This window comes from Cupriavidus basilensis, assembly GCF_008801925.2.
Lineage (GTDB): Bacteria > Pseudomonadota > Gammaproteobacteria > Burkholderiales > Burkholderiaceae > Cupriavidus > Cupriavidus basilensis.
Genome location: NZ_CP062803.1, coordinates 2,073,145 through 2,093,331 on the forward strand (window position 1 = coordinate 2,073,145; position 20,187 = coordinate 2,093,331).

18 protein-coding genes are annotated in these 20,187 nt (G+C 64.4%); 3 read left to right on the top strand and 15 right to left on the bottom strand.

Annotation, left to right across the window (positions count from 1 at the left end; all coding sequences use genetic code 11):
• Positions 1 to 103 precede the first annotated feature (103 nt).
• Both pncA and F7R26_RS09400 read right to left on the bottom strand, forming a co-directional pair.
• Entirely contained in the window at positions 104 to 739 is a 636-nt protein-coding gene (gene pncA, locus F7R26_RS09395) for a bifunctional nicotinamidase/pyrazinamidase (RefSeq protein ID WP_150990325.1), read from the bottom strand.
• 91 nt (positions 740 to 830) lie between these two features.
• Positions 831 to 2,912: a 3-hydroxyacyl-CoA dehydrogenase NAD-binding domain-containing protein gene (locus F7R26_RS09400; protein ID WP_150990323.1), complete on the bottom strand. Its 2,082-nt coding sequence runs from the start codon at positions 2,910 to 2,912 to the stop codon at positions 831 to 833.
• A 600-nt stretch (positions 2,913 to 3,512) separates the two neighbouring features.
• Here F7R26_RS09400 and F7R26_RS09405 point away from each other — a divergent pair.
• Positions 3,513 to 4,973 carry an amino acid permease gene (locus F7R26_RS09405; RefSeq protein ID WP_241754520.1) on the top strand — a complete coding sequence of 487 codons (1,461 nt, stop codon included), beginning with the start codon at positions 3,513 to 3,515 and terminating at the stop codon, positions 4,971 to 4,973.
• Here the strand turns inward: F7R26_RS09405 and F7R26_RS09410 are convergent.
• The 8 genes from F7R26_RS09410 to F7R26_RS09445 all read right to left on the bottom strand — a co-directional run bounded on the left by F7R26_RS09410 (position 4,874) and on the right by F7R26_RS09445 (position 13,164).
• Positions 4,874 to 5,914, bottom strand: a complete 1,041-nt coding sequence (locus F7R26_RS09410; protein ID WP_150990319.1) for a threo-3-hydroxy-L-aspartate ammonia-lyase — start codon at positions 5,912 to 5,914, stop codon at positions 4,874 to 4,876. The genes F7R26_RS09405 and F7R26_RS09410 overlap by 100 nt on opposite strands.
• 8 nt (positions 5,915 to 5,922) lie before the next feature.
• Complete coding sequence (locus tag F7R26_RS09415) at positions 5,923 to 6,828, bottom strand: amino acid ABC transporter substrate-binding protein (protein WP_150990317.1); 906 nt, start codon at positions 6,826 to 6,828, stop codon at positions 5,923 to 5,925.
• A gap of 114 nt (positions 6,829 to 6,942) precedes the next feature.
• Positions 6,943 to 8,268, bottom strand: a complete 1,326-nt coding sequence (locus F7R26_RS09420; RefSeq protein ID WP_150990315.1) for a dicarboxylate/amino acid:cation symporter — start codon at positions 8,266 to 8,268, stop codon at positions 6,943 to 6,945.
• A gap of 414 nt (positions 8,269 to 8,682) precedes the next feature.
• Positions 8,683 to 9,654 carry a threo-3-hydroxy-L-aspartate ammonia-lyase gene (locus tag F7R26_RS09425; protein ID WP_150990313.1) on the bottom strand — a complete coding sequence of 324 codons (972 nt, stop codon included), beginning with the start codon at positions 9,652 to 9,654 and terminating at the stop codon, positions 8,683 to 8,685.
• 19 nt (positions 9,655 to 9,673) lie between these two features.
• On the bottom strand, positions 9,674 to 10,645 hold the full coding sequence (locus F7R26_RS09430; RefSeq protein WP_150990311.1) for an ornithine cyclodeaminase family protein: 972 nt from the start codon (positions 10,643 to 10,645) through the stop codon (positions 9,674 to 9,676).
• Complete coding sequence (locus F7R26_RS09435) at positions 10,635 to 11,276, bottom strand: helix-turn-helix transcriptional regulator (protein WP_150990308.1); 642 nt, start codon at positions 11,274 to 11,276, stop codon at positions 10,635 to 10,637. Before F7R26_RS09435 ends, F7R26_RS09430 begins: the two co-directional genes overlap by 11 nt.
• Positions 11,277 to 11,395: 119 nt before the next feature.
• A complete protein-coding gene (gene prfH / locus F7R26_RS09440) occupies positions 11,396 to 12,010 on the bottom strand; it encodes a peptide chain release factor H (RefSeq protein WP_150990306.1) in 615 nt (204 codons plus the stop codon).
• The gene (locus F7R26_RS09445; protein ID WP_150990304.1) at positions 12,007 to 13,164 is read right to left on the bottom strand and encodes an RNA ligase RtcB family protein; all 1,158 of its coding nucleotides are present in this window, start codon (positions 13,162 to 13,164) and stop codon (positions 12,007 to 12,009) included. The genes prfH and F7R26_RS09445 overlap by 4 nt, the downstream gene beginning before the upstream one ends.
• A gap of 51 nt (positions 13,165 to 13,215) precedes the next feature.
• On the opposite strand from F7R26_RS09445, the gene F7R26_RS41430 reads away from it, so the two are divergent.
• Together F7R26_RS41430 and F7R26_RS09450 are read left to right on the top strand one after the other, a co-directional pair.
• Entirely contained in the window at positions 13,216 to 13,350 is a 135-nt protein-coding gene (locus F7R26_RS41430; protein ID WP_277820357.1) for a hypothetical protein, read from the top strand.
• A gap of 176 nt (positions 13,351 to 13,526) precedes the next feature.
• Positions 13,527 to 14,900, top strand: coding sequence for an esterase-like activity of phytase family protein (locus tag F7R26_RS09450; protein WP_150990394.1), 1,374 nt, complete (start codon positions 13,527 to 13,529; stop codon positions 14,898 to 14,900).
• A 74-nt stretch (positions 14,901 to 14,974) separates the two neighbouring features.
• Here F7R26_RS09450 and F7R26_RS09455 read toward each other — a convergent pair whose 3' ends face one another.
• From F7R26_RS09455 to F7R26_RS09475, 5 genes are all read right to left on the bottom strand, one after another.
• A complete protein-coding gene (locus F7R26_RS09455; protein ID WP_150990302.1) occupies positions 14,975 to 15,688 on the bottom strand; it encodes an ABC transporter ATP-binding protein in 714 nt (237 codons plus the stop codon).
• Positions 15,688 to 16,461 carry an ABC transporter ATP-binding protein gene (locus F7R26_RS09460; protein WP_150990300.1) on the bottom strand — a complete coding sequence of 258 codons (774 nt, stop codon included), beginning with the start codon at positions 16,459 to 16,461 and terminating at the stop codon, positions 15,688 to 15,690. The genes F7R26_RS09455 and F7R26_RS09460 overlap by 1 nt, the downstream gene beginning before the upstream one ends.
• Positions 16,458 to 17,771 carry a branched-chain amino acid ABC transporter permease gene (locus tag F7R26_RS09465; RefSeq protein ID WP_150990298.1) on the bottom strand — a complete coding sequence of 438 codons (1,314 nt, stop codon included), beginning with the start codon at positions 17,769 to 17,771 and terminating at the stop codon, positions 16,458 to 16,460. Before F7R26_RS09465 ends, F7R26_RS09460 begins: the two co-directional genes overlap by 4 nt.
• Before the next feature lie 10 nt (positions 17,772 to 17,781).
• Positions 17,782 to 18,729: a branched-chain amino acid ABC transporter permease gene (locus F7R26_RS09470; RefSeq protein ID WP_150990296.1), complete on the bottom strand. Its 948-nt coding sequence runs from the start codon at positions 18,727 to 18,729 to the stop codon at positions 17,782 to 17,784.
• A 181-nt stretch (positions 18,730 to 18,910) separates the two neighbouring features.
• Complete coding sequence (locus F7R26_RS09475) at positions 18,911 to 20,149, bottom strand: branched-chain amino acid ABC transporter substrate-binding protein (protein WP_150990294.1); 1,239 nt, start codon at positions 20,147 to 20,149, stop codon at positions 18,911 to 18,913.
• Positions 20,150 to 20,187 lie beyond the last annotated feature (38 nt).

Sequence of the window (20,187 nt, forward strand, 5' to 3'; positions counted from 1 at the left end):
TCTGGTGACCTGCGGCGTGCGTTCACGTCCGGCAGTGTCATGCAATATGTCGTTGGCTGGGTTCAGCCGTGTCAGCTCGGGTTGGCTTGGCGATTCTTCGGTTTCAGGACAGCAGCGCGGCCGATTGCACGCGTCGCACGCCCGCGGCTTCCAGGTCTTGCCACGCACGCGCCAGCGACCCGTCGAGGTCGATGGCACGGCAGGCATCCTCTACCACGACGGCCTCGAACCCCGCCGCGCGGGCATCCAGCGCGCTCCAGGCAACGCAGTAATCCGTTGCCAGTCCCACGCAAAACACCCGGCGCACGCCACGCTCGCGCAGATAGCCCGCGAGCCCCGTCGGGGTGGCGCGGTCGGCCTCCATGAAGGCCGAGTAGCTATCCACCTCGCGGTGATGGCCCTTGCGGATCACCATCTGCGCATGCTGCACTTCCAGCCCGGCATGCAACGCCGCGCCGTGGGTGCCCTGCACGCAATGCGTGGGCCACAGGACTTGCTGGCCATAGGGCAACGCCACGGTCTGGAACGGCTGCGTGCCGGCATGGTTGGCGGCAAACGAAACGTGATCGGCGGGATGCCAGTCCTGGGTCAGCACCACTCGCGCAAACGCCTGCGCGAGGCGGTTGATCACGGGGACGACTTCATCGCCATGCGCCACGGCAAGCGCGCCGCCCGGCATGAAGTCGTTCTGCACGTCGATGACCAGCAGGCAATCTTCGGGGCCGTATTGCTTGGCCATGCCGCTACTCCTCGCTTGGTGACCGGTTTGCGATCAGTGATGAGAACCCCGCGCGGCCTGACTGCGCCGCGCGAAATCGCCTTGGCTGTGCTTAGCCGTTGAAGCCCTTGCCTTCACCAGCCAGCTTGAGCAGCAGCGGGGCCGCCTGCCAGGCTTCGCCGTGGTAGCCCTTGGCATAACGCGCCATCGACTGCGCCACATTGAACAGGCCAACCTGGTCCGCGTACAGCATCGGGCCACCGCGGAACAGCGGGAAACCGTAGCCGGTCAGGTAGACCATGTCGATATCCGAGGCCTTGGAGGCAATGCCTTCTTCCAGGATCTTGGCGCCTTCGTTGACCAGCGCGAACACCAGGCGCTCGACGATTTCCTCATCGGAGATCTTGCGGCGGGTGATGCCCAGGTCCTTGGAATGCTGCACGATCATGTCGTTGACCTGCTGGTTCGGGTACGGCTTGCGGTCGCCCGCCTTGTAGTCGTACCAGCCCGCGCCGGTCTTCTGGCCATAGCGGCCCAGTTCGCACAGCAGGTCGGCGGTCTTCGAGTACTGGATTTCCGGCTTGTCGATCGCGCGGCGCTTGCGGATCGCCCAGCCGATGTCGTTGCCGGCCAGGTCGCCCATGCGGAACGGGCCCATGGCAAAGCCGAACTTCTCGATGGCCTTGTCCACCTGCTCCGGCAGCGCGCCTTCGTCCAGCAGGTAGCCAGCCTGGCGGCTGTACTGCTCGATCATGCGGTTGCCGATAAAGCCGTCGCACACGCCCGATACCACGGCGGTCTTCTTGATCTTCTTGGCGACCTGCATGACGGTTGCCAGCACATCCTTGCCGGTCTTTTCGCCGCGCACCACTTCCAGCAGCTTCATCACGTTGGCCGGGCTGAAGAAGTGCATGCCGACCACGTCTTGCGGACGCTTGGTGAAGGAGGCGATCTTGTTGACGTCCAGCGTGGAGGTGTTCGAAGCCAGGATCGCGCCCTGCTTCATCACTTCATCCAGCTTCTTGAAGACGATTTCCTTGACGCCCATTTCCTCGAACACAGCCTCGATGACCATGTCCGCGTCCTTGATCTCGTCATAGGACAGCGTGGTGGTCAGCAGGCCCATGCGCTGCTCGACCTTCTCTTGCGTGAGCTTGCCCTTCTTGGCGCTGTTTTCGTAGTTCTTGCGGATCGTGGCCACGCCGCGGTCCAGTGCTTCCTGCTTGGTTTCCAGCATGATCACCGGCACGCCGGCGTTCAGGAAGTTCATGGTGATGCCGCCGCCCATGGTGCCGGCGCCGATCACGGCGACCTTCTCGATCTTGCGGGTTGCGGTACCTTCCGGCACGTCAGGAATCTTGCTGGCGGCGCGTTCGCCAAAGAAGGCGTGGCGCAACGCGCGCGATTCCGGCGTGGTGATCAGGTACATGAAGCCTTCGCGCTCGGCCTTCAGGCCAGCTTCGAACGGCTTGAGCGAGGCGGCCACGGCATCCACGCACTTCAGCGGCGCCGGGAAGTTCTTGGCAACGGCTGCCACGGTATTGCGCGAGAAAGCGATAAAGCCTTCCGCGTTCTCGTGCTTGACCTTCAGGTCGCGCACCTTGGGATACGGGCCGGGGTTGGCCGCCGCCGTCCTGGCAAACGCCACGGCTGCGGGCAGCACGTCACCGTCGACGATCTCGTCGAACAGCTTGGTGCCGGCGAATTTTTCGCTGGGGATGGCGTTGCCCGACACGATCATGTTCAGGGCGGCTTCCAGGCCGATCACGCGCGGCAGGCGCTGCGTGCCGCCGGCGCCGGGCAGCAGGCCCAGCTTCACTTCCGGCAGGGCGATCTGCGCGCCCTTCGAAGCCACACGGTAGTTACAACCCAGCGCCAGTTCCAGGCCACCGCCCATGGCGACGGAATGGATCGCCGCCACGACGGGCTTGCTCGAACCTTCCACGACCTTGATCACCGAGTGCAGCGTCGGCTCCTGGGTGGCCTTGGGCGTATTGAATTCACGGATGTCGGCGCCGCCCGAGAAGGCTTTGCCGGCGCCGGTAATGACGATGGCCTTGACGGCCGCATCGTCCAGCGCACGGGTCATGCCTTCGACGATGCCAAGCCGGGTGCTGAGACCCAGGCCATTGACGGGGGGATTGTCGAGCGTGATGACGGCGACGCCGTCCTGAACCTGATACTGCGCTGTCATGCTGGTTCCTTTGGTAACTAGAACTAGAAGTTGTCTCGGGATTCGAATTCTCGAATTATGTTTTTCCGCGGGGCCGCAAACCACCGCCCGGCCACCGGGAAGGACTGTGTTTGCCCCCCTCGGCCGATGCTCGCCCTATCGCGAGCGGATCAAGCATACACAAAATAGCACGGTCGTTCAATTTCATTTTGGGGCTTCGCTGGCACGCCCATGCGCCTCGTTCATGGTGGATCTCGCCCGCGTGCATTCAGGCTGCCAAAAGGTTGCCAAAGGCCACCAAAAGACTAGGGTAAGTCCGGGGTCTCATGGCCCATGCAGCACATTTCCCCAGTCCTGAGGATTACCTCTAGTCACAGTAGGCGACTTTCCTGACATAAACCGCCGCAATCCTCGGATTTACCCGGATAACCCGGTAAACTCGCGCCCTTTGCCCGCACGGGCGCCCCACAAGGCGTCGCCCGTGCCGAAGCCGCGGCCCCGCCCGCCGAAGTTCCAGTGACCCTGATGTCTTCCCATCCACATCCACACCCCCATCCTCACCAGCACCCCGTCGTCGAGCACGACGACCTGCAGCGCAAACTCAAAGCCCGCCACCTGACCATGATCGCCATCGGTGGCGCGGTCGGCACCGGGCTGTTCGTTGCCTCCGGCGCGTCGATCTCCCAGGCGGGGCCCGGTGGCGCACTGCTGATGTACTGCCTGATCGGCCTGATGGTGTACTGCCTGATGACCAGCCTGGGCGAGCTCGCCGTGCATATGCCGGTGGCCGGCTCTTTCGTCACCTACAGCGCGCTGTACGTAGAAGAAGGCTTTGGCTTCGCGCTAGGCTGGAGTTACTGGTTCAGCCTAGCGGTCACGATTGCCGTGGAGCTGGCGGCGGCGCAGCTGGTGATGCAGTACTGGTTTCCGCACGTCTCGGGCGTGGTGTGGAGCGCAGGATTCCTGCTGTTGATGTTTGGCCTCAATGCCTTTTCGGTACGCGGCTTCGGTGAGGCCGAGTACTGGTTCGCGCTGATCAAGGTGGCCACGATCCTGATCTTCCTGGCGGCTGGCCTGATGATGATCTTCGGCATCATGCAGGGCGGCCCGCAGTCCGGCTGGCACAACTTCACGCTGGGCGATGCGCCCTTCGTTGGCGGCATCCCCGCCATGTTCGGGGTGGCCATGATCGCCGGGTTCTCCTTCCAGGGCACGGAAACGGTCGGTGTGGCCGCCGGCGAAGCCGCCGACCCGGCGCGAACCATCCCGCGCGCCATCCGCCAGACCTTCTGGCGCATCCTGCTGTTCTACGTGCTGGCGATCCTGATCATCGGCGTGCTGATCCCCTACACCGACCCCAGCCTGCTGCGCAACGACGTCACCGACATCGGTGTCAGCCCCTTCGCGCTGGTGTTCCGCCACGCCGGCCTGGCCTTCGCCGCCGGCCTGATGAATGCCGTGGTGCTGACCGCCCTGCTCTCCGCCGGCACCTCCAGCATGTACGCCTCCACCCGGATCCTTTACGGGCTGGCGGTCAGCGGGCGGGCGCCGCGCGCGCTGGCGCGGCTCTCCGCCAGCGGCGTGCCCTACGTGGCGCTGTTCGCCACCACCGCCGTCGGCGCCCTGTGCTTTCTCAGCTCGCTGTTTGGCGACAAGGCGGTCTACCTGTGGCTGCTGAACACGTCCGGCATGACTGGCTTTATCGCCTGGCTTGGTATCGCCATCAGCCACTACCGCTTTCGCCGCGGGCTGGTGCACCAGGGCTACAAGCCGTCCGACCTGGCTTACCGCTCGCCGCTCTACCCGTTTGGCCCCATCTTTGCCATCGTGCTGTGCGTGGTGATCGTGCTCGGCCAGAACTACCAGGCCTTCTCCGACGTGCGCGGGCGCTGGCTGGAGATTGTCGGCACCTATATCGGCGTGCCGCTGTTCCTGGTTCTCTGGCTTGGCTATCGGCTGGTCAAGAAGACGCGGCTGATCGACTACGAAGATATGCCGTTCAACTGCAAGCGGGCCGCCGAGGCGGGGCCGGCTGCCGCTTCACTGCCAAGGCACTCGTCCACCGACAGCAATGCCGCATAACGCGCCAGATCCACATTGCCGCCGCTGATGATGATGCCAACCCGCTTGCCCTGCAGCGGTAGCCCCGCATAGCGCGCGCCCGCAAGGCCAAGGCAGCCGGTCGGCTCGACCACCAGCTTCATGGCCTGCGCGAACATGCGCATGCATTCGCGCAGCGTGTGGTCCGGCACGGCGACAATGTCGGTCACGCCGCGGTGAATCAGCCCGAACGTCAGCGCCCCAAGATGCTGGGCGCGCGCGCCGTCGGCGATCGTGTCGGGTGGCTCGATATGCACGATGGCGCCACGGCGAAGCGACTGCTGCCCATGATTGCCGGCCTGCGGCTCGACGCCGTACAGCAGGCAGCCGGGCGAAAGCTGTTGTTTCACCAGCACGGCGCCCCCGAGCAGCCCCCCGCCCCCCTGGCAAACGAACAGGGCATCGAGCGGGCCGGTTTCCTCCAGCAATTCGCGCGTGACCGTGCCTTGCCCGGCAATGACATCCGCATGGTCGTAGGGCGGGATCAGGGTCATCCCGCGTTCTTCCGCCAGGCGCCGCGTGATCGCTTCGCGGTCGTCCACCTGGCGGTCGTACAAGACCACCTGCGCGCCGCAGGCACGAGTCGCCTCCACCTTGGACTGCGCCGCGTCACGAGGCATCACCACCACAACCGGAATGCCAAGCACCTGCCCGGCTAGCGCAATGCCTTGCGCATGGTTGCCGCCGGAGAACGCAACCGCGCCGCGGCTGCGCTGCCCCGCGTCGAAGCGCGCCAGCGCATTGAAGGCGCCGCGAAACTTGAAGGCGCCGGTACGCTGCAGGTTCTCGCACTTGAAGAACAGCTCGGCGCCCACCCAGGCGTCCATCGCTGGCGAACGCAGCACCGGTGTGCGCCACGCGTGCCCGGCCAGGCGGCTGGCGGCGGCTACCACATCGTCATAGGTCGGCGGGACCGCGCACATCGACCGGCTCACTCCGCGGCCTCGTCGGTGGGACGCTTCCACGCGGCCAGCACCTCAGGCGAAGGCGTCAGCGCGAGGTTGATGCCGCGCGCGCCAATCGGCTGCTGAAACCAGCGCTTCTGCAATGCCACCACCTCCGGGCCGGCGAAGACCGAGGTCAACGTCTGGTCGACCAGCTGCTTCCACTCCGGATCGGATTTCGGCAGCATCAGCGCATTGCGTTCGGTGGAAAGCGCCGGCCCCACGACCGTGTATTGCGACGGGGTCTTTGCATTGGCGCGCAGGCCATACAGCACCACATCATCCAGCACGAAGGCCTGGGCGCGGCCAGTCTCCAGCAACAGGAAGGACTCGTTGTGGTCCTTCGCGTAAACGTCGTTGTAGGCGTACTGCGTCTTGAGCCGGCGCACGTGGCGATCGCCGGTGGAGCCCGCGCTGGTGACCACGACCTTGCCGCGCAGGTCGTTGAGGGATTGAATGCCGGAATCCTCGCGAACCAGCATGCGGACCACCGACACATAGTGCGATACGCTGAATGCGACCTGCTTCTGGCGCTCGACCGTATTGGTGTTGGGCGCGCAGTCCACAGTCACCAGGCCGTTCATCACCGCCGGCACGCGGCTCTGCGCCGTCAGCGGCAGCCAGCGCACCTTCAGGTCCTTCAGGCCGAGTTTCTGGCGCGCGGCCTCGGCCACGCGCAGGCACAAGTCCACGGCGTAGCCCGAAGGCTGGCCCTTGATGTCGGAGAAAGAGAACGGCAGCGCGCCCTCGCGATAGCCCATCGTGATCGTGCCGGATTCCCGGATCTGCTCCAGGATCGGGCTCTGGGCGCGCGCGGACTGGAGGCTGGCCAAGGCAGCGAGGGCGGTCAGCGTGGCGAATGCGCGCGCTGTGAAAGAGGCAGGAAAGGACATGGCCGGTACTTGGGCAAAGTGCGTAGCGTATTGCGCACTCCGCCCGAGCGAAACAATATCTTTCTTATAAGAGCATGCCCGGCATTCTCATAAGCAAATTGCTTTTCCGTGCGATCAAGCCATGCGCGCCGGGGAAGGCATCGCTGGTGCGACCGCTTCGCCCTGACCGGCGGCCAAATCGACGCAGAGCGGGTCGAACTCTTCCTCGGTCCCAAGCTCCCCCTCCCATTTGGCAACGACGGCAGTGGCAATGCTATTACCCAGGACATTGGTTGCCGTGCGCCCCATATCCAGGAACTGATCAATTCCCATCACCAGCAACAGCCCGGCCTCCGGCAAGCCGAACATCGGCAAGATGGCGGCTACCACCACCAGCGAGCCGCGCGGGACCGCGGCTATGCCCTTGCTGCTGACCATCAGGATCAGCAGCATGGTGATCTGGTGACCAAGCGACATATGGATATCGAAGGCCTGCGCGATAAAGACCGCCGCAAACGCCTGATACACCATGGAACCGTCGAGGTTGAAGGAGTAGCCCAGCGGCAGGACAAAACCGACCAGGCGCTTCTTCACCCCGAAGCGCTGCAGCCGCTCGATCATCTTCGGGTAAGCCGCCTCGCTGCTGGCCGTGGAAAAGGCAATCATCATGGGTTCGCGGATACCCTTTGCCAGATCGAACATGCGCCCCTTGAGAACCGCATATCCCGCGATGAAGAGCACGGCCCACAGGGCCAGCAAAGCAAGATAGAACGCGGCAATGAGCTTGCCATAGGTCACCAGTACGTCAAGGCCCTGCACGGTGATGGCCGCCGCAAGCGCCGCAAAGATGCCGACCGGCGCGAACAACATCACCGTATTCGTGATGCGCAGCATCACGTGCATCAGTTCGTCGACGGACCGCTTCAGGAATTGGCCCGAGCCACCGGTCGTCTTGCCCAGCGCAATGCCGAAGAAAAGCGAAAAGATCAGGATCTGCATGATCTCGTTGGTCGCCATGGCCTCGAAGATGCTCTTCGGGAAAATATGCGTGACGAACTCTCTCAAGTTGAGTGCGCTGGTCTTGAGATTCGTGCTTGCGCCGGCGTCCGGCAGAACCATGTTCAGGCTGACACCGGGTTGCGTCAGGTTCACGAACAGCAGTCCGATGCTCAGCGACACGAGTGATGCGAGGATGAACCATGTCAAGGCCTTGGCGCCGATGCGGCCAATCGCCTTGGTGTCGTCCATGCTCGCGATGCCCGAGACCAGGGTCGCAAATACGAGCGGGCCGATGATCATCTTGATCATGCGCAAGAAGATCTCGGTGATGATCGAGAAGTTTCCGGCAATCGTCTTGGTCGCTGCCGCGTCGGCCGCCATGTGGTGACAGGCATACCCGACGATGACACCCAGGACCATGCTGAGCATGATCCAGCGGGTAAGTTTGTTAGTGGTTTTCAAAGCTTCGCCTCCTGGCCGGTTTCCAATATCGACGCGCAGTGCATCCTGCCGATGTCGATAAGACAGATTATCCAACACTAGACAAAACGTCAACACGATGAAAACCCGGAGTATGTCGGCAAGCTGAGCGCACAACGCCAGTGGCAGGCGCGCTCGCCAACCATGCGCCAAAGCAAGGCGCGCCAGCGCACGCCTTCAGGCAACGGCAGCAAAGCGGAAACAACGGAAGGGATGGCCAGAGCGAGGCCAGGCATGCAATAGCGATACCGGGGGGATCCCCGGTGAAGGCAAAGGCCATCGCGCGCGGCCTGATGAACAGGTTCACGCGAATGACGATCGGTAGGAATGGTCGAATCTGTTCCTGGCTGTGATGCCGCCGGCGCCAACTTCACCTGCGCCACGCGGCATGGCCAATCAGCCAGCAAGCAACGCCGCGAACCGGTCGATGTCGATGTTCCCGCCGCTGATGAGGACACCCACGCGCTTGCCTTGCAGCTCGGCCTTCATGGCACGCGCGGCGGCAAAGCCAAGGCAGCCGGTAGGTTCTACCACCAGCTTCATGCGCGACGCGAAAAAGCGCATGCAGTCCACCAGCTCATCGTCGGTCGCGGTAAAGATGTCATCGACATCGCGGCGAATGATCTCGAACGTGTAGTTGCCAAGGTGCTGCGTCTGCGCGCCGTCGGCGATGGTCTTGGGGGTCTCGATATGCACGATCGAGCCAGTGCGGAACGACTGCTGGCCGTCGTTGCCAGCGGCAGGCTCCACGCCGTAGATCTTGCATTGGGGAGACAGCGCGCGCGCGGACAACGCGGACCCGGAAAGCAGCCCGCCGCCGCCAAGGCAGACGAACAGGGCATCCAGCTCCCCGGTTTCCTCGAACAATTCCTTGGCGGCGGTGCCCTGGCCGGCGATGACATCCGGGTGGTCATACGGCGGGATCAGGGTCAGGCCCTGTTCCTCGGCCAGCTTGCGGCCGATGGCCTCGCGGTCCTCGGTGTAGCGGTCATAGATCACCACCTTGCCGCCGTAGCCCTTGGTCGCGGCAACCTTCGCGGCCGGCGCGTCATGCGGCATGATGATCGTCGCCGGCATGCCGAGCAGGGAGGCCGACAGCGCGATGGCCTGCGCGTGGTTACCCGAGGAAAAGGCCACCACCCCCGCCCGCCTCTGGCCTTCGTCGAACTTCGACAACGCGTTGAAGGCGCCGCGGAATTTGAAGGCGCCCATGCGCTGCAGGTTCTCGCACTTGAAGAACAGCTCCGCGCCCACTTCCTTGTCCGCGGTGCGAGAGCGCATGACAGGGGTGCGGTGCGCGTAGCCCTCAATCCGCGCAGCGGCGGCTGACACATCATCGAAGGTCGGTAGATTCAGCATGGTCGTCATTCTCGTTTGAGTAAAAAGGCTACCAGGGCCAGTGGATGCTGGTGCCAGCTTGCGCGGTGGCGGCTCGCCGCTGGAGCAGCCGAGCCACGGTCAGGTCCTGCAACGCCAGGCCCGTCATATCAAAGACGGTGATGTCGCTATCGTGGCGCTCAACTTGCACCTTGCCGCTCAGCACGTCGCCGATTTCCGTGCAAGGCGTGTCCGGCGCCCACTGCGTCTCGCCGATCTGGCGGGCCTGGGCCCGATCGTCGACGAACAATCGCGCGCGCGCCAGCAGGCCGTCGGGCAACTCGCGCTTGCCGCGCGTGTCCGCGCCCACGCAATTCAGGTGCGTGCCTGGCTGCACGGCTTGCAGGTCGAACAGCGCACCGCCGCCAGGCGTAGCCGTGATCACTACGTCGCTGCCAGCCACTGCCGCATTGCGCTCGGGGGCATGGGAGATCTCACAGCGCTCGGCAAAGGCGCGCTCGAACGCGGCGTCGGGCTGGCCCGTCACCGTAACGTATTGAACCTGCTTGAGCGAGGGCAGCAGCGCAAGGGCAAACGTCAACTGAATCCGCGCCTGCACGCCGGTGCCGAACAGGCACAGGCGCTCGCTGTCCTGGCGCGCCAGCCACTGAAGCCCAAGGCCGCCGGCAGCCCCGGTGCGCATCGTGGTGACGGCGTTGCCATCGATCATGCATACTGGCCGCCCGGTTGCCGGATCGATCAGCATGATCGTGGCCTGATGCGGCTCGCCGCCCACCTCGCGGTTGGCCGGCCAGAATCCGGCCGCCTTGAAACCCAGCAGGCCTTGCGACTGGACATCGCCGGACTTGATGCCGAACACGCCGCCGGTCGCCAGCGGCTCCCGAACCAGCGGAAAGACACGGCCCTCTGCCTGGCTATGCAGGGCAAAGGCTTCGCTCACCGCCTCCATGGCATCTGCCGGCTGCAGCAGTGACTCGACCTGGTTCTTGTCGAGCAGGAGCAAGCGCGCTTCACTTGGCATAGCTATACACCGTAGCCCGCGACACGCCGAGATGCAGCGCCACGATTTCCATGGCCCGGCGCACCTCCATGAACCCCGCCTCCTTGAGCTCGCGCAGCAATGCGCGCCTGTCTTCGGCCTTGAGGGATCGCGGCGTGGTGGCCAGCCGCGCGGCGAACTGGTCGATGCGGGCCCGGATGGCATCTGCGCCGGCCGGGTCGAGCGACTCCTTCATCGCCGCGCCGGCGTCCACGCTGCCAAACTGGCCGAGCACGTTCTGCAAGCTGCGGAACAGCGTCAGGTCGACGTTCATGCACAGGGCTGCCACATAGCCCCCTGCCGAATCCTTGATGCCGATCGACGTGCTCTTGGCCTGCCGCCCGTCGGCGAACTGATTCGCATAATTGGCGATCACCTGCGGATACTCGGGGTCGGCGATCCGGGCAAGGCCCAGCTCGGTTGCGGGTTCTCCCACCTGGCGGCCCGACAGGTTGTTATGGATGGCGAGAATGGCGTGCTTGGGGTCCAGCAGATCGTGAACAACCACCTCGCAAAAGGGCGCGAAGGTCTCGCTCAAACCTTGGGCCACCTGCTTGAGTTGCTCTAGCAGCGCTTGCTGCTCGGGCGTGCGTTCTGGTGTGCGTTTTTTCATATGGACAGGTTATCCAGATGTAGATATTTTGTCAATATTGCGGCATGGGGCGGGGCGTGCGGCGCCCCCGCCCCTCGCGGGCAGGCGCCCGCATCATGGCCTTGCGTCATGAGCTTGCCTCAGGCCGGCTCGAAGCGCTCCCCCTTGAAGACCCGCACGGGTGCGCCGCGCTCCACCTGATGGTGCAGCAAGCGCCGCTGGGCGCGTTGGGCGAGCATGCTCTGGTCCGCTTGCTGCGCCAGCTTGTGCGCGATCAGCAACGTGGCAATGCGCTTGTTGGCATGCTGGCTACGCTCGGACTGCACCCGGACGCTGATGCCGGTATCCACGTGGATGGCGCGCACGGCCGACTCGGTTCGGTTCACATGCTGCCCGCCCGGCCCGGAGGCCCGGCAGGTCTCAAAGCGGATCTCGCCCGCCAGGGCTGGTGACGGCGCAGCACAACGCGCCACGCCGATAAACCAGTTCTTGCGCGCATGCCGGGGCCGGTAAGGGCTCTGGCAAGTCCATTGCACCGTGCCCTCCCACTGGCGCGCCAGGTTCGGCGCCGGCTCGCCTTCCAGGCTCACCAGCACCGAGCGCAGGGTGCCGGCTCGCTCGCCGCCCTCCTCGCCGATGATCTCGATCTGCACGCCGCAAAGCGCCGCCTCGTGCAGCAGGCGCCGGAGCGCCCGGCTGACCGCCAGGCAACATTCGGATGGCCCTTGCGCCGCGGAAAGTTGTAGCAGGATCATCGGCAGCACTCCCCGCTGGTCTTGTACGTGAGCACGGGGCGCAGGCGCGCCAGCGGCCTTGCCAGGCCCGCGTCGCAAAGCGCCGCCACCACGCTGTCGATCGGCTTGTAGGCTTGCGGCGCCTCCTCGTAGATCAACTGCCGGTCACGGCAAATCACGCGGCTGTCAAAGCGCGTCCGGATTAGTTGCTCGACGGTAAAGCGCCCCGACAAGCGGCTCTTGCACTCGCCGCGCATCCACTTGCGGCCCGCGCCGTGCGCCAGCGACAACAAGCTGCGCGCATCGGCGACCGGCTCGACCAGGTAGCTGTAATCTCCCCGCGAGCCCGGGATCACCACCGGGCCGGCATCGGCCGGCGTGGCGCCCTTGCGGTGCAGCCAGCCGGCAATGCCGTCGATCGTGGCCGCCGCCAGGAAATTGTGGTCAACGTCGAGCACCCGCTCGCCGCCGCCGTGCAGCCGGTCCAGCATGCGGCGTGCGACCAGCTCGCGGTTGCCCTGGGCGAAGCGCAGCGCCTGCGCGTGCCGGGCCAGATAGTCGGCGCCATCCTGGCTGGCGCCAATCAAGCCATTGTGGCCGAAGCGCTCGATATGGTCTTGCAGGATTGCCTGGCCGAGCCCGCGCGAGCCGCTGTGCACTAGCAGCACCAGTCGACGGCGTTCCAGCCCGAGCGCCGCCACCGCGGCATGGTCGAGAATCTCGTCGATCTGCTGCACTTCGGCAAAGTGATTGCCCCCGCCGATCGTGCCCAGCGCGTGCTCGTGGCCCACGCCCTGGAGCGACTGGCTGGCCATGACCTGCGCCACGGCCTCGTCCCAGGAAGCGTCGAGCGGCCCATCGATATTGCCGAGCCGCTTCTCCAGCTGGTCCGCGCCGATCCTGGTCGCGTCCAGCTCCGTGCGCCACAGCGCCATGCCGCAGCCGATGTCATTGCCGACCAGCGCAGGATAAAGCCGGCCGCTGGAGAAAAAGGCCGCGCCCACCGGATATCCCCGGCCAGGATGCAAGTCCGGCATGCCGGCGACGCGCTCCATGCCGGCGAGACTAGCGGTGTGATGAAGTTGTTGGATCGCGTTGCCTTCGATCCAGGTCTGGTCCGACTCGATCAGCGATACGCGCTCGGACAGATGCTTGATGCAATTGAAATTGCCCATATACCATCCAGATAAGAGAAAGAATCTGATGTGGCAGGCCGGAGCCGGGCAATGCAACTCACCGCGCAACGCGATGCCAAGTTGGCAATGCGCTTGCGGGACGGAACGATTAAACCTGGCGCGGCCTGCAAAGATGCGTCGACGTTTTCATGGCGTGCTCTCCTTTGCAGTGCGGTTGATGAATGAAGGGGAACGATCGTAATGCGCAATGGCGTGATCTGGCAATGTTGACGATCAGATCCGCGCGTGCGGCTGTTGTCAGACCGAGACACTTATCTGTCACGCGCGCGTCACGCCTTCATCACGCCACCGTCACGTAGACCATGCATCGTAGCGGTCCTTCGACACCATTCTTCTTCTACATGCGCATCATCCCGTCCGCGACCGTCATTGCCGTTATCGCCGTCACCGCTGCGGCCTGGGCTTTGCCCGCCGCGGCCCAGGCCACAGCCCCCGCCGCTTACCCCGCCACCCTCGCCGGCCACGCCATCCTGCCCGCGCAGAGCTATATCGCGGCGCCCAAGGACGCGCCGCAGGACCTGCAGGAAAGCGGCAAGTTCACCACCGGCGCGCGCGTGGAAAAGATCGGTGCGGTGGAAGGCCAGTCGAACAACCGGCCGACGGGCGTGTCACTGCCCTTCAAGGGCCAGCCGCTGCAAGGCCATTCCGGCATCAAGCACATGGCGGACGGCAGCTTCTGGGTGCTGACCGACAATGGCGCCGGCAGCAAGGCCAACTCGCCGGACTTCATGCTCTACCTGAATCACTACAAGGTGGACTTCAAGAGCGGCAAGCTCCATCGCCTGGGCACTGTGTTCCTGCACGATCCGGACAAGAAGGTGCCCTTCCGCGTCGTCCACGAAGGCACCAGGCAACGCTACCTGACCGGTTCGGACTTCGACACGGAAAGCTTCCAGTTCGCCGGCGGCGCGCTGTGGATCGGCGACGAGTTCGGGCCCTTCCTGATCAAGGCTGACCTGCAAGGCAAGGTGCTGGCCGTGTACGACACGCTGGTCGACGGCAAGGTCGTCCGCTCGCCGGACCATCCCGCCGTGACCACGCCGGGCGTGCCGGGCGGCGCGGTGGACTTCCAGGTCAAGCGCTCCAAGGGCTTCGAAGGCATGGCCTCGTCCCCGGACGGCAGCAAGCTCTACGCGCTGCTGGAAGGCCCCGTGTGGAACGCCGAAGCCAAGGATTTTGAACGCATCGGCGGCAAGGAAGCCCTGCGGGTGCTGGAGTTCGACACCCAGGCCGGCAAGTGGACGGGCCGCTCATGGAAGTACCCGCTGGAAGCCAATGGCAACGCCATCGGCGACTTCAACATGATCGACGCCAGCACCGGCCTCATCATCGAGCGCGACAACGGCGAAGGCACGGCCGACAAAGCCTGCCCCGAAGGCCAGAAGCGCAACGACTGCTTCTCGGATATCGCCAAGTTCAAGCGCATCTACAAGATCGAGCTGAGCGACGCCAACGCGGGCGGCCCGGTGCGCAAGATCGGCTACATCGACCTGCTCAATATCGCCGACCCCGACAAGCTGGCCCGCAAGCCGCTCAACGAAGGCGTGCTCAAGTTCCCGTTCTTCACCATCGAGAACGTGGATGTGGTCGACCCGACCCATATCGTGGTCGGCAACGACAACAACCTGCCCTTCTCCAGCAGCCGCGAGCCTAACAAGGCTGACGACAATGAACTGGTGCTGCTTGAGGTTGGTGAGTTCCTGAGGGCGAAGTAACTGGCTTCAGGGCAGTGCCGGCGCACGAGCCGGCATGGATGCGTGTCCCGGGCTCACGCGGACACCCATCCGGCCTACACCTCCAGCCATTCCTTGCGCACAGCGGCATTGGCCTTCAGGTCCCCCGGGGTGCCCTCGAACACGATATGCCCGTGCCCCATCACATAGACCCGCTGCGAAATATCCAGCGCGATAGCCAGCTTCTGCTCGATCAGCAGCACCGACACGCCACGCTCCTTCAGGACCTTCAGGTAATCGCCCACCAGCGCGACGATCATCGGGGCCAGCCCTTCGGTAGGTTCGTCGATCAAGACCAGGTCGGGGTCGCCCATCAGGGTGCGGCACAGCGTGAGCATCTGCTGCTCGCCACCGGAAAGCACGCCGGCCGACGTATTCTCGCGCTCCTTCAGGCGCGGGAACATGTTGTACATGTCCTGCACCGTCCAGCGGGGCTTTGACTGGCGCGGATTGCGCTTCTCCCCGAGCTGCAGGTTCTGGCGCACCGTGAGCGTGGGAAAGATATCGCGGTTCTCCGGCACGTAGCCCACGCCCAGATGGGCGATCTCGAAGGTGCGCCGCCCGAGGATCTCTTCGTCGCGAAAGCGCACCGATCCCTCCGCCTTGACCATGCCGAGGATGGCCTTGGCCATGGTCGAGCGCCCCACCCCGTTGCGGCCCAGCAGCGCGACGATCTCGCCTTCGTCGATATGCGCGTCGACGCCGTGGAGGATATGGCTTTTGCCGTAGTAGGCGTGCAGGCCCTGCACGTCCAGCATGCGCTTGCCCATCAGTGCGCTCCCTCAATAGCAGGTTCGTCCAGGGTCGTGCCCAGGTAAGCTTCCTTGACCTTGCGGTTGGCGCGGATGGCCTCGGGCGTGTCGGTGGCGATGACCTCGCCGTAGACCAGCACCGAGATCCGGTCGGCCAGCCCGAACACCACGCTCATGTCGTGCTCCACCATCACCAGGGTCTTGCCCACGGTGACGCGGCGGATCAGTTCCACCGCATGGTCGGACTCCGAGCGGCTCATGCCGGCCGTGGGCTCGTCCAGCAGGATAACCTCGGCGCCGCCGGCGATGGTGATGCCGATCTCCAGCGCGCGCTGTTCCGCATAGGTCAGCAGGCTGGCCTGGGTGCTATGGCGGTGCTGCAGGCCGATCAGCTCCAGCACTTCGTCCGCCCGCTCGCGCGCGTCGCGCAGCTCGGACAGGCGATGCCAGAACGAATACTTGTAGCCCAATGACCAGAGCACCGCGCAGCGCAGGTTTTCGAACACCGACAAGCGGTGAAAGATATTGGTGATCTGGAAGCTGCGCGACAGCCCCATGCGGTTGATCACGAATGGCTGCAGCCCGCCGATCTCCTGGCCATTCAGCCTGACCGTGCCCGAGCTCGGCGCGAAGCGCCCCGAGATCAGGTTGAAGGTGGTCGATTTACCGGCGCCATTGGGGCCGATCAGCGCATGCCGCTCCCCCTTGGGAATGCTCAGGTTGACGCCCCGGATGATCTCGGTCTGGCCGAATTTCTTGCGTACGTCTTTCAGTTCCAGTGCGGCGCTCATGCCGTGCCTCCCGCCATTTCGGCCTGTACCTTGTCCCACGTGGCGCGCACCCGCGCGCGCGCGGCGCGGCAAGCCAGCAGGCCGGCCACCCATAACACCGCGGCCACCAGCCACGGCTTCACCGTCGCGGCGTCAAAGCCGATGCGCAACAGCGACATCTCGGTCCCGTTGGCGCTATCCACCTGCACCTTGTAGACCAGTTCCACGGTGAGGATCACCGCGGCAAGCAGCACCAGTCCGGCTGCCGCGGCGCGGCCGTAGTCGGGCAACATGGCGCGCAGCTTGCCGCGCGCGAGCAGCGGCACCTGCATCATCAGCAAGCTGGCGATGCCGCCCGGCACGAACATGACCATCAGCACGAAGAACAAGCCAAGGTACAGCAGCCAGGCCTTGGTCAGGTCCGACAGCGCAACCGCGAACAGGATGAACACCACCGCGCCGATCACCGGCCCGAAGAACACGCCCGCACCGCCGATGAAGGCTGCCAGCAGCACCCCGCCGGAGCGCACCGCACTGACGTTCTCGGCCGACACGATCTCGAAGTTGATGGCCGACAGCGCCCCCGAGATGCCGGCGAAGAACGCCGACAGGATCAGCACCAGGTAACGCACGCGCTGCGTGTTGTAGCCGATGAATTCCACCCGTTCCGGGTTGTCGCGCACCGCGTTGGCAATGCGGCCGAGCGGCGTCTGGGTCCAGGCGTACATGGCCACCATCGACAGCAGGCACCACACGGCGATCAGGTAATACACCTGGCGCCCGGGTCCGTAGGTGATGCCGAACACGGGGTCTCCCACCATGCGGTTGGTGGAGATACCGCCCTCGCCGCCAAAGAAATCCGGGAACATCAGCGAGCTGGCAAATACCATTTCCCCGATGCCCATGGTGATCATCGCAAAGGTGGTGCCGGACTTTTTGGTGGTGACATAGCCGAACAGCACGCCGAAGAAGGCGCCGGCCAGGCCGCCAACCACCGGCAGCAGCGAGACCGGCAGCCATACCTTGCCCGCCCCCACCATATTGAGCACGTGGATGGCGATGAAGGCGCCCAGACCCGCGTACACCGCATGGCCGAACGACAGCATGCCGGTCTGCCCGAGCAGCATGTTGTAGGACAGCGCGAAAATAATCATGATGCCCATCTGGGACATCAGCGTGATGGCGAACCCGCCGGTAAAGAACAGCGGCATCACCAGCATCAGGGCCGCGGTCAGGCCCCAGATCGCCCAGCGCGCCAGGTTCATCGGGCGGTAGCGCATGGTGCTGCCGGTCACAACCGTCTCGCGGCGTTGTTGCATTGTCGTCTCCATGCTCATGCTATCAACCCTCCCTGGTGCCCATCAAACCACGCGGGCGGAAGATCAGCATCACCACCAGCAACAGATACGGCAGTACCGGGGCAACCTGCGCCACCGTGAGCTTCCATAGCGAAGACAGCGGCGTGCTGTCGGTAACCTGCAGGCCGATCGAGCCCAGCAGGCCAGCCAGCGAGGCGTCAAGCGTGACGGCAAAGGTCTGCAGCACGCCGATCAGCAGCGAGGCAATGAACGCCCCCACTAAAGACCCCATGCCGCCCACCACCGCCACCACGAAGATGATCGATCCCACCGCCGCCGCCATCGACGGCTCGGTGATAAAGGCATTGCCGCCGATCACGCCGGCCAGCCCCGCCAGCGCGGCACCACCGCCGAACACCATCATGAACACGCGCGGCACATTGTGGCCAAGCGCCTCGACCATTTCCGGATGCGTCAGCGCGGCCTGGATCACCAGCCCGATGCGGGTGCGGGTGAGCACCAGGTAGATCGCCACCAGCATGGCCAGCGACACCACCATCATGAAGGCGCGGTACTTGGGGAACGAGGACGTGAATACGGTAAACAACGGCCCGTCCAGCTCTGCAGGGATGCGGTAGGGTACGGCGGCAAGGCCCCATACCAGCTTCACGCCTTCCTCGATCAGGTAAGCCAGGCCGAAGGTAAACAGCAATTCTGCCACGTGCCCGTACTTGTGCACGGTGCGCAGCCCGAAGCGCTCCACCAGCGCGCCAGCGCCGGCCACCAGCAGGGGCGCGAAGATCAGCGCGGGCCAGAAGCCGATCTTGCTGGCAATGGTGTAGGCAAAGTACGCGCCCAGCATGTAGAAGCTGGCGTGCGCGAAGTTCAGCACACCCATCATGCTGAAGATCAGCGTAAGCCCGGAAGAGAGCATGAACAGCAACAGCCCGTAGCTGACGCCGTTCAATAGGGAAATGACGAAGAATTCCACAACTTATCCTTCATTCTGACGCACGTGGCCAATTGGCGGCCACCGATCGGCCGGTCGGAGAACGGGCGCGCGCGGGTGAGCGCGGCCCACCCGGACGCGGCATGCACCGCGCCGGGCCGACCGAAGTATGCAGGATCAGGTGGCGCGCTGGAACTGGCCGCGCCATCCGCCGCGCGCGGGCTTAGCCCGGGCGCTTCATCTGGCAGGAAGTCGGCTGCGCTGCCACATACTGGTCCAACAGCGCATCGGTCTTCCAGCCAAAGCCGGTGTTTTCCTGGTCGAACTTGATCTCCTTGCCGTCAACCTTGGTCCAGGTAGCCACCACGAGCGATTGCTGGGCCTGGTGGTCCGAGCCGCGCATCTCCACCGTACCGTTCAGGCTCTCGGCCTTCATGCCTTCGAGCGCCTTGGCCACCTTGACCGGATCGGTCGACTTGGTGTCCGTGAACGCCTTGCCCAGCATGGCGATGCCGGTGTAGGCGGCCATCACGTAGAAGTCGTCGTTGTACTTCTTCTTGAAGCCTTCGATGACATCGCCGCCCTTGAAGCCCTTGTTGTTGGGGTTGTAGTAGCCGACGTACTTGACACGTCCGGCTTCCGTCGGTCCCATGGCGGTCGGCACGCCGGTGGTGGCGCCGTAGTAGGTGTAGTAGTTGGTGGTCAGGCCCGCGTCCTTGCCGGCCTTGATCAGCAGGGCCAGGTCGCTGCCCCAGTTGCCGGTGATCACGGTGTCTGCGCCGGAGGCCTTGATCTTGGCCGCGTACGGGGCAAAGTCCTTGACCTGGGCCAGCGGGTGCAGGTCGTCGCCGACGATCTGGATGTCCGGACGCTTGCGCTTCAGGTAGTCCTTGGCGGCGCGCGCCACCTGGTGGCCGAAGGAGTAGTTCTGGTTGATCAGGTAGACCTTCTTGACGTTGGGATCCTTGGCCAGGAAGGTGGTCAGCGCCTCCATCTTCATGTCGGAGTTGGCGTCGAGCCGGAAATGCCAGTAGTTGCACTTGCTATTGGTCATGTCCGGGTCCACCGCGGCGTAGTTCAGGTAGATGATCTCCTTGCCCGGATTGCGCTCATTATGCTTGGCCACCGCGTCTTCCAGCGCCAGGCCCACGGAGGAACCGTTGCCCTGCACGATATAGCGGATACCCTGGTCCACCGCCTGCTTGAGGATGGTCAGGCTTTCCTGTGGCGAGAGCTTGTTGTCAAAGCCAACCACTTCAAACTTGTTCCCGCCCCCCCAGTTCTTCTGGTTGGCGATGTCCGCGACGAACTGCCAGCTCTTCAGCTGGTTCTGCCCCACCGGCGCCATCAGGCCGGACAGCGGGTCGATAAAGGCGATCTTCACCGTATCGGCAGCCGCAACCCCGGAACCCATTGCCGCGAAAATGGCCGTGGCGGCCACGAGCGGACGCAATCTGATCATGCTTGTCTCCTTCTGTCTTATTGTTGGCTGTGGTTGAT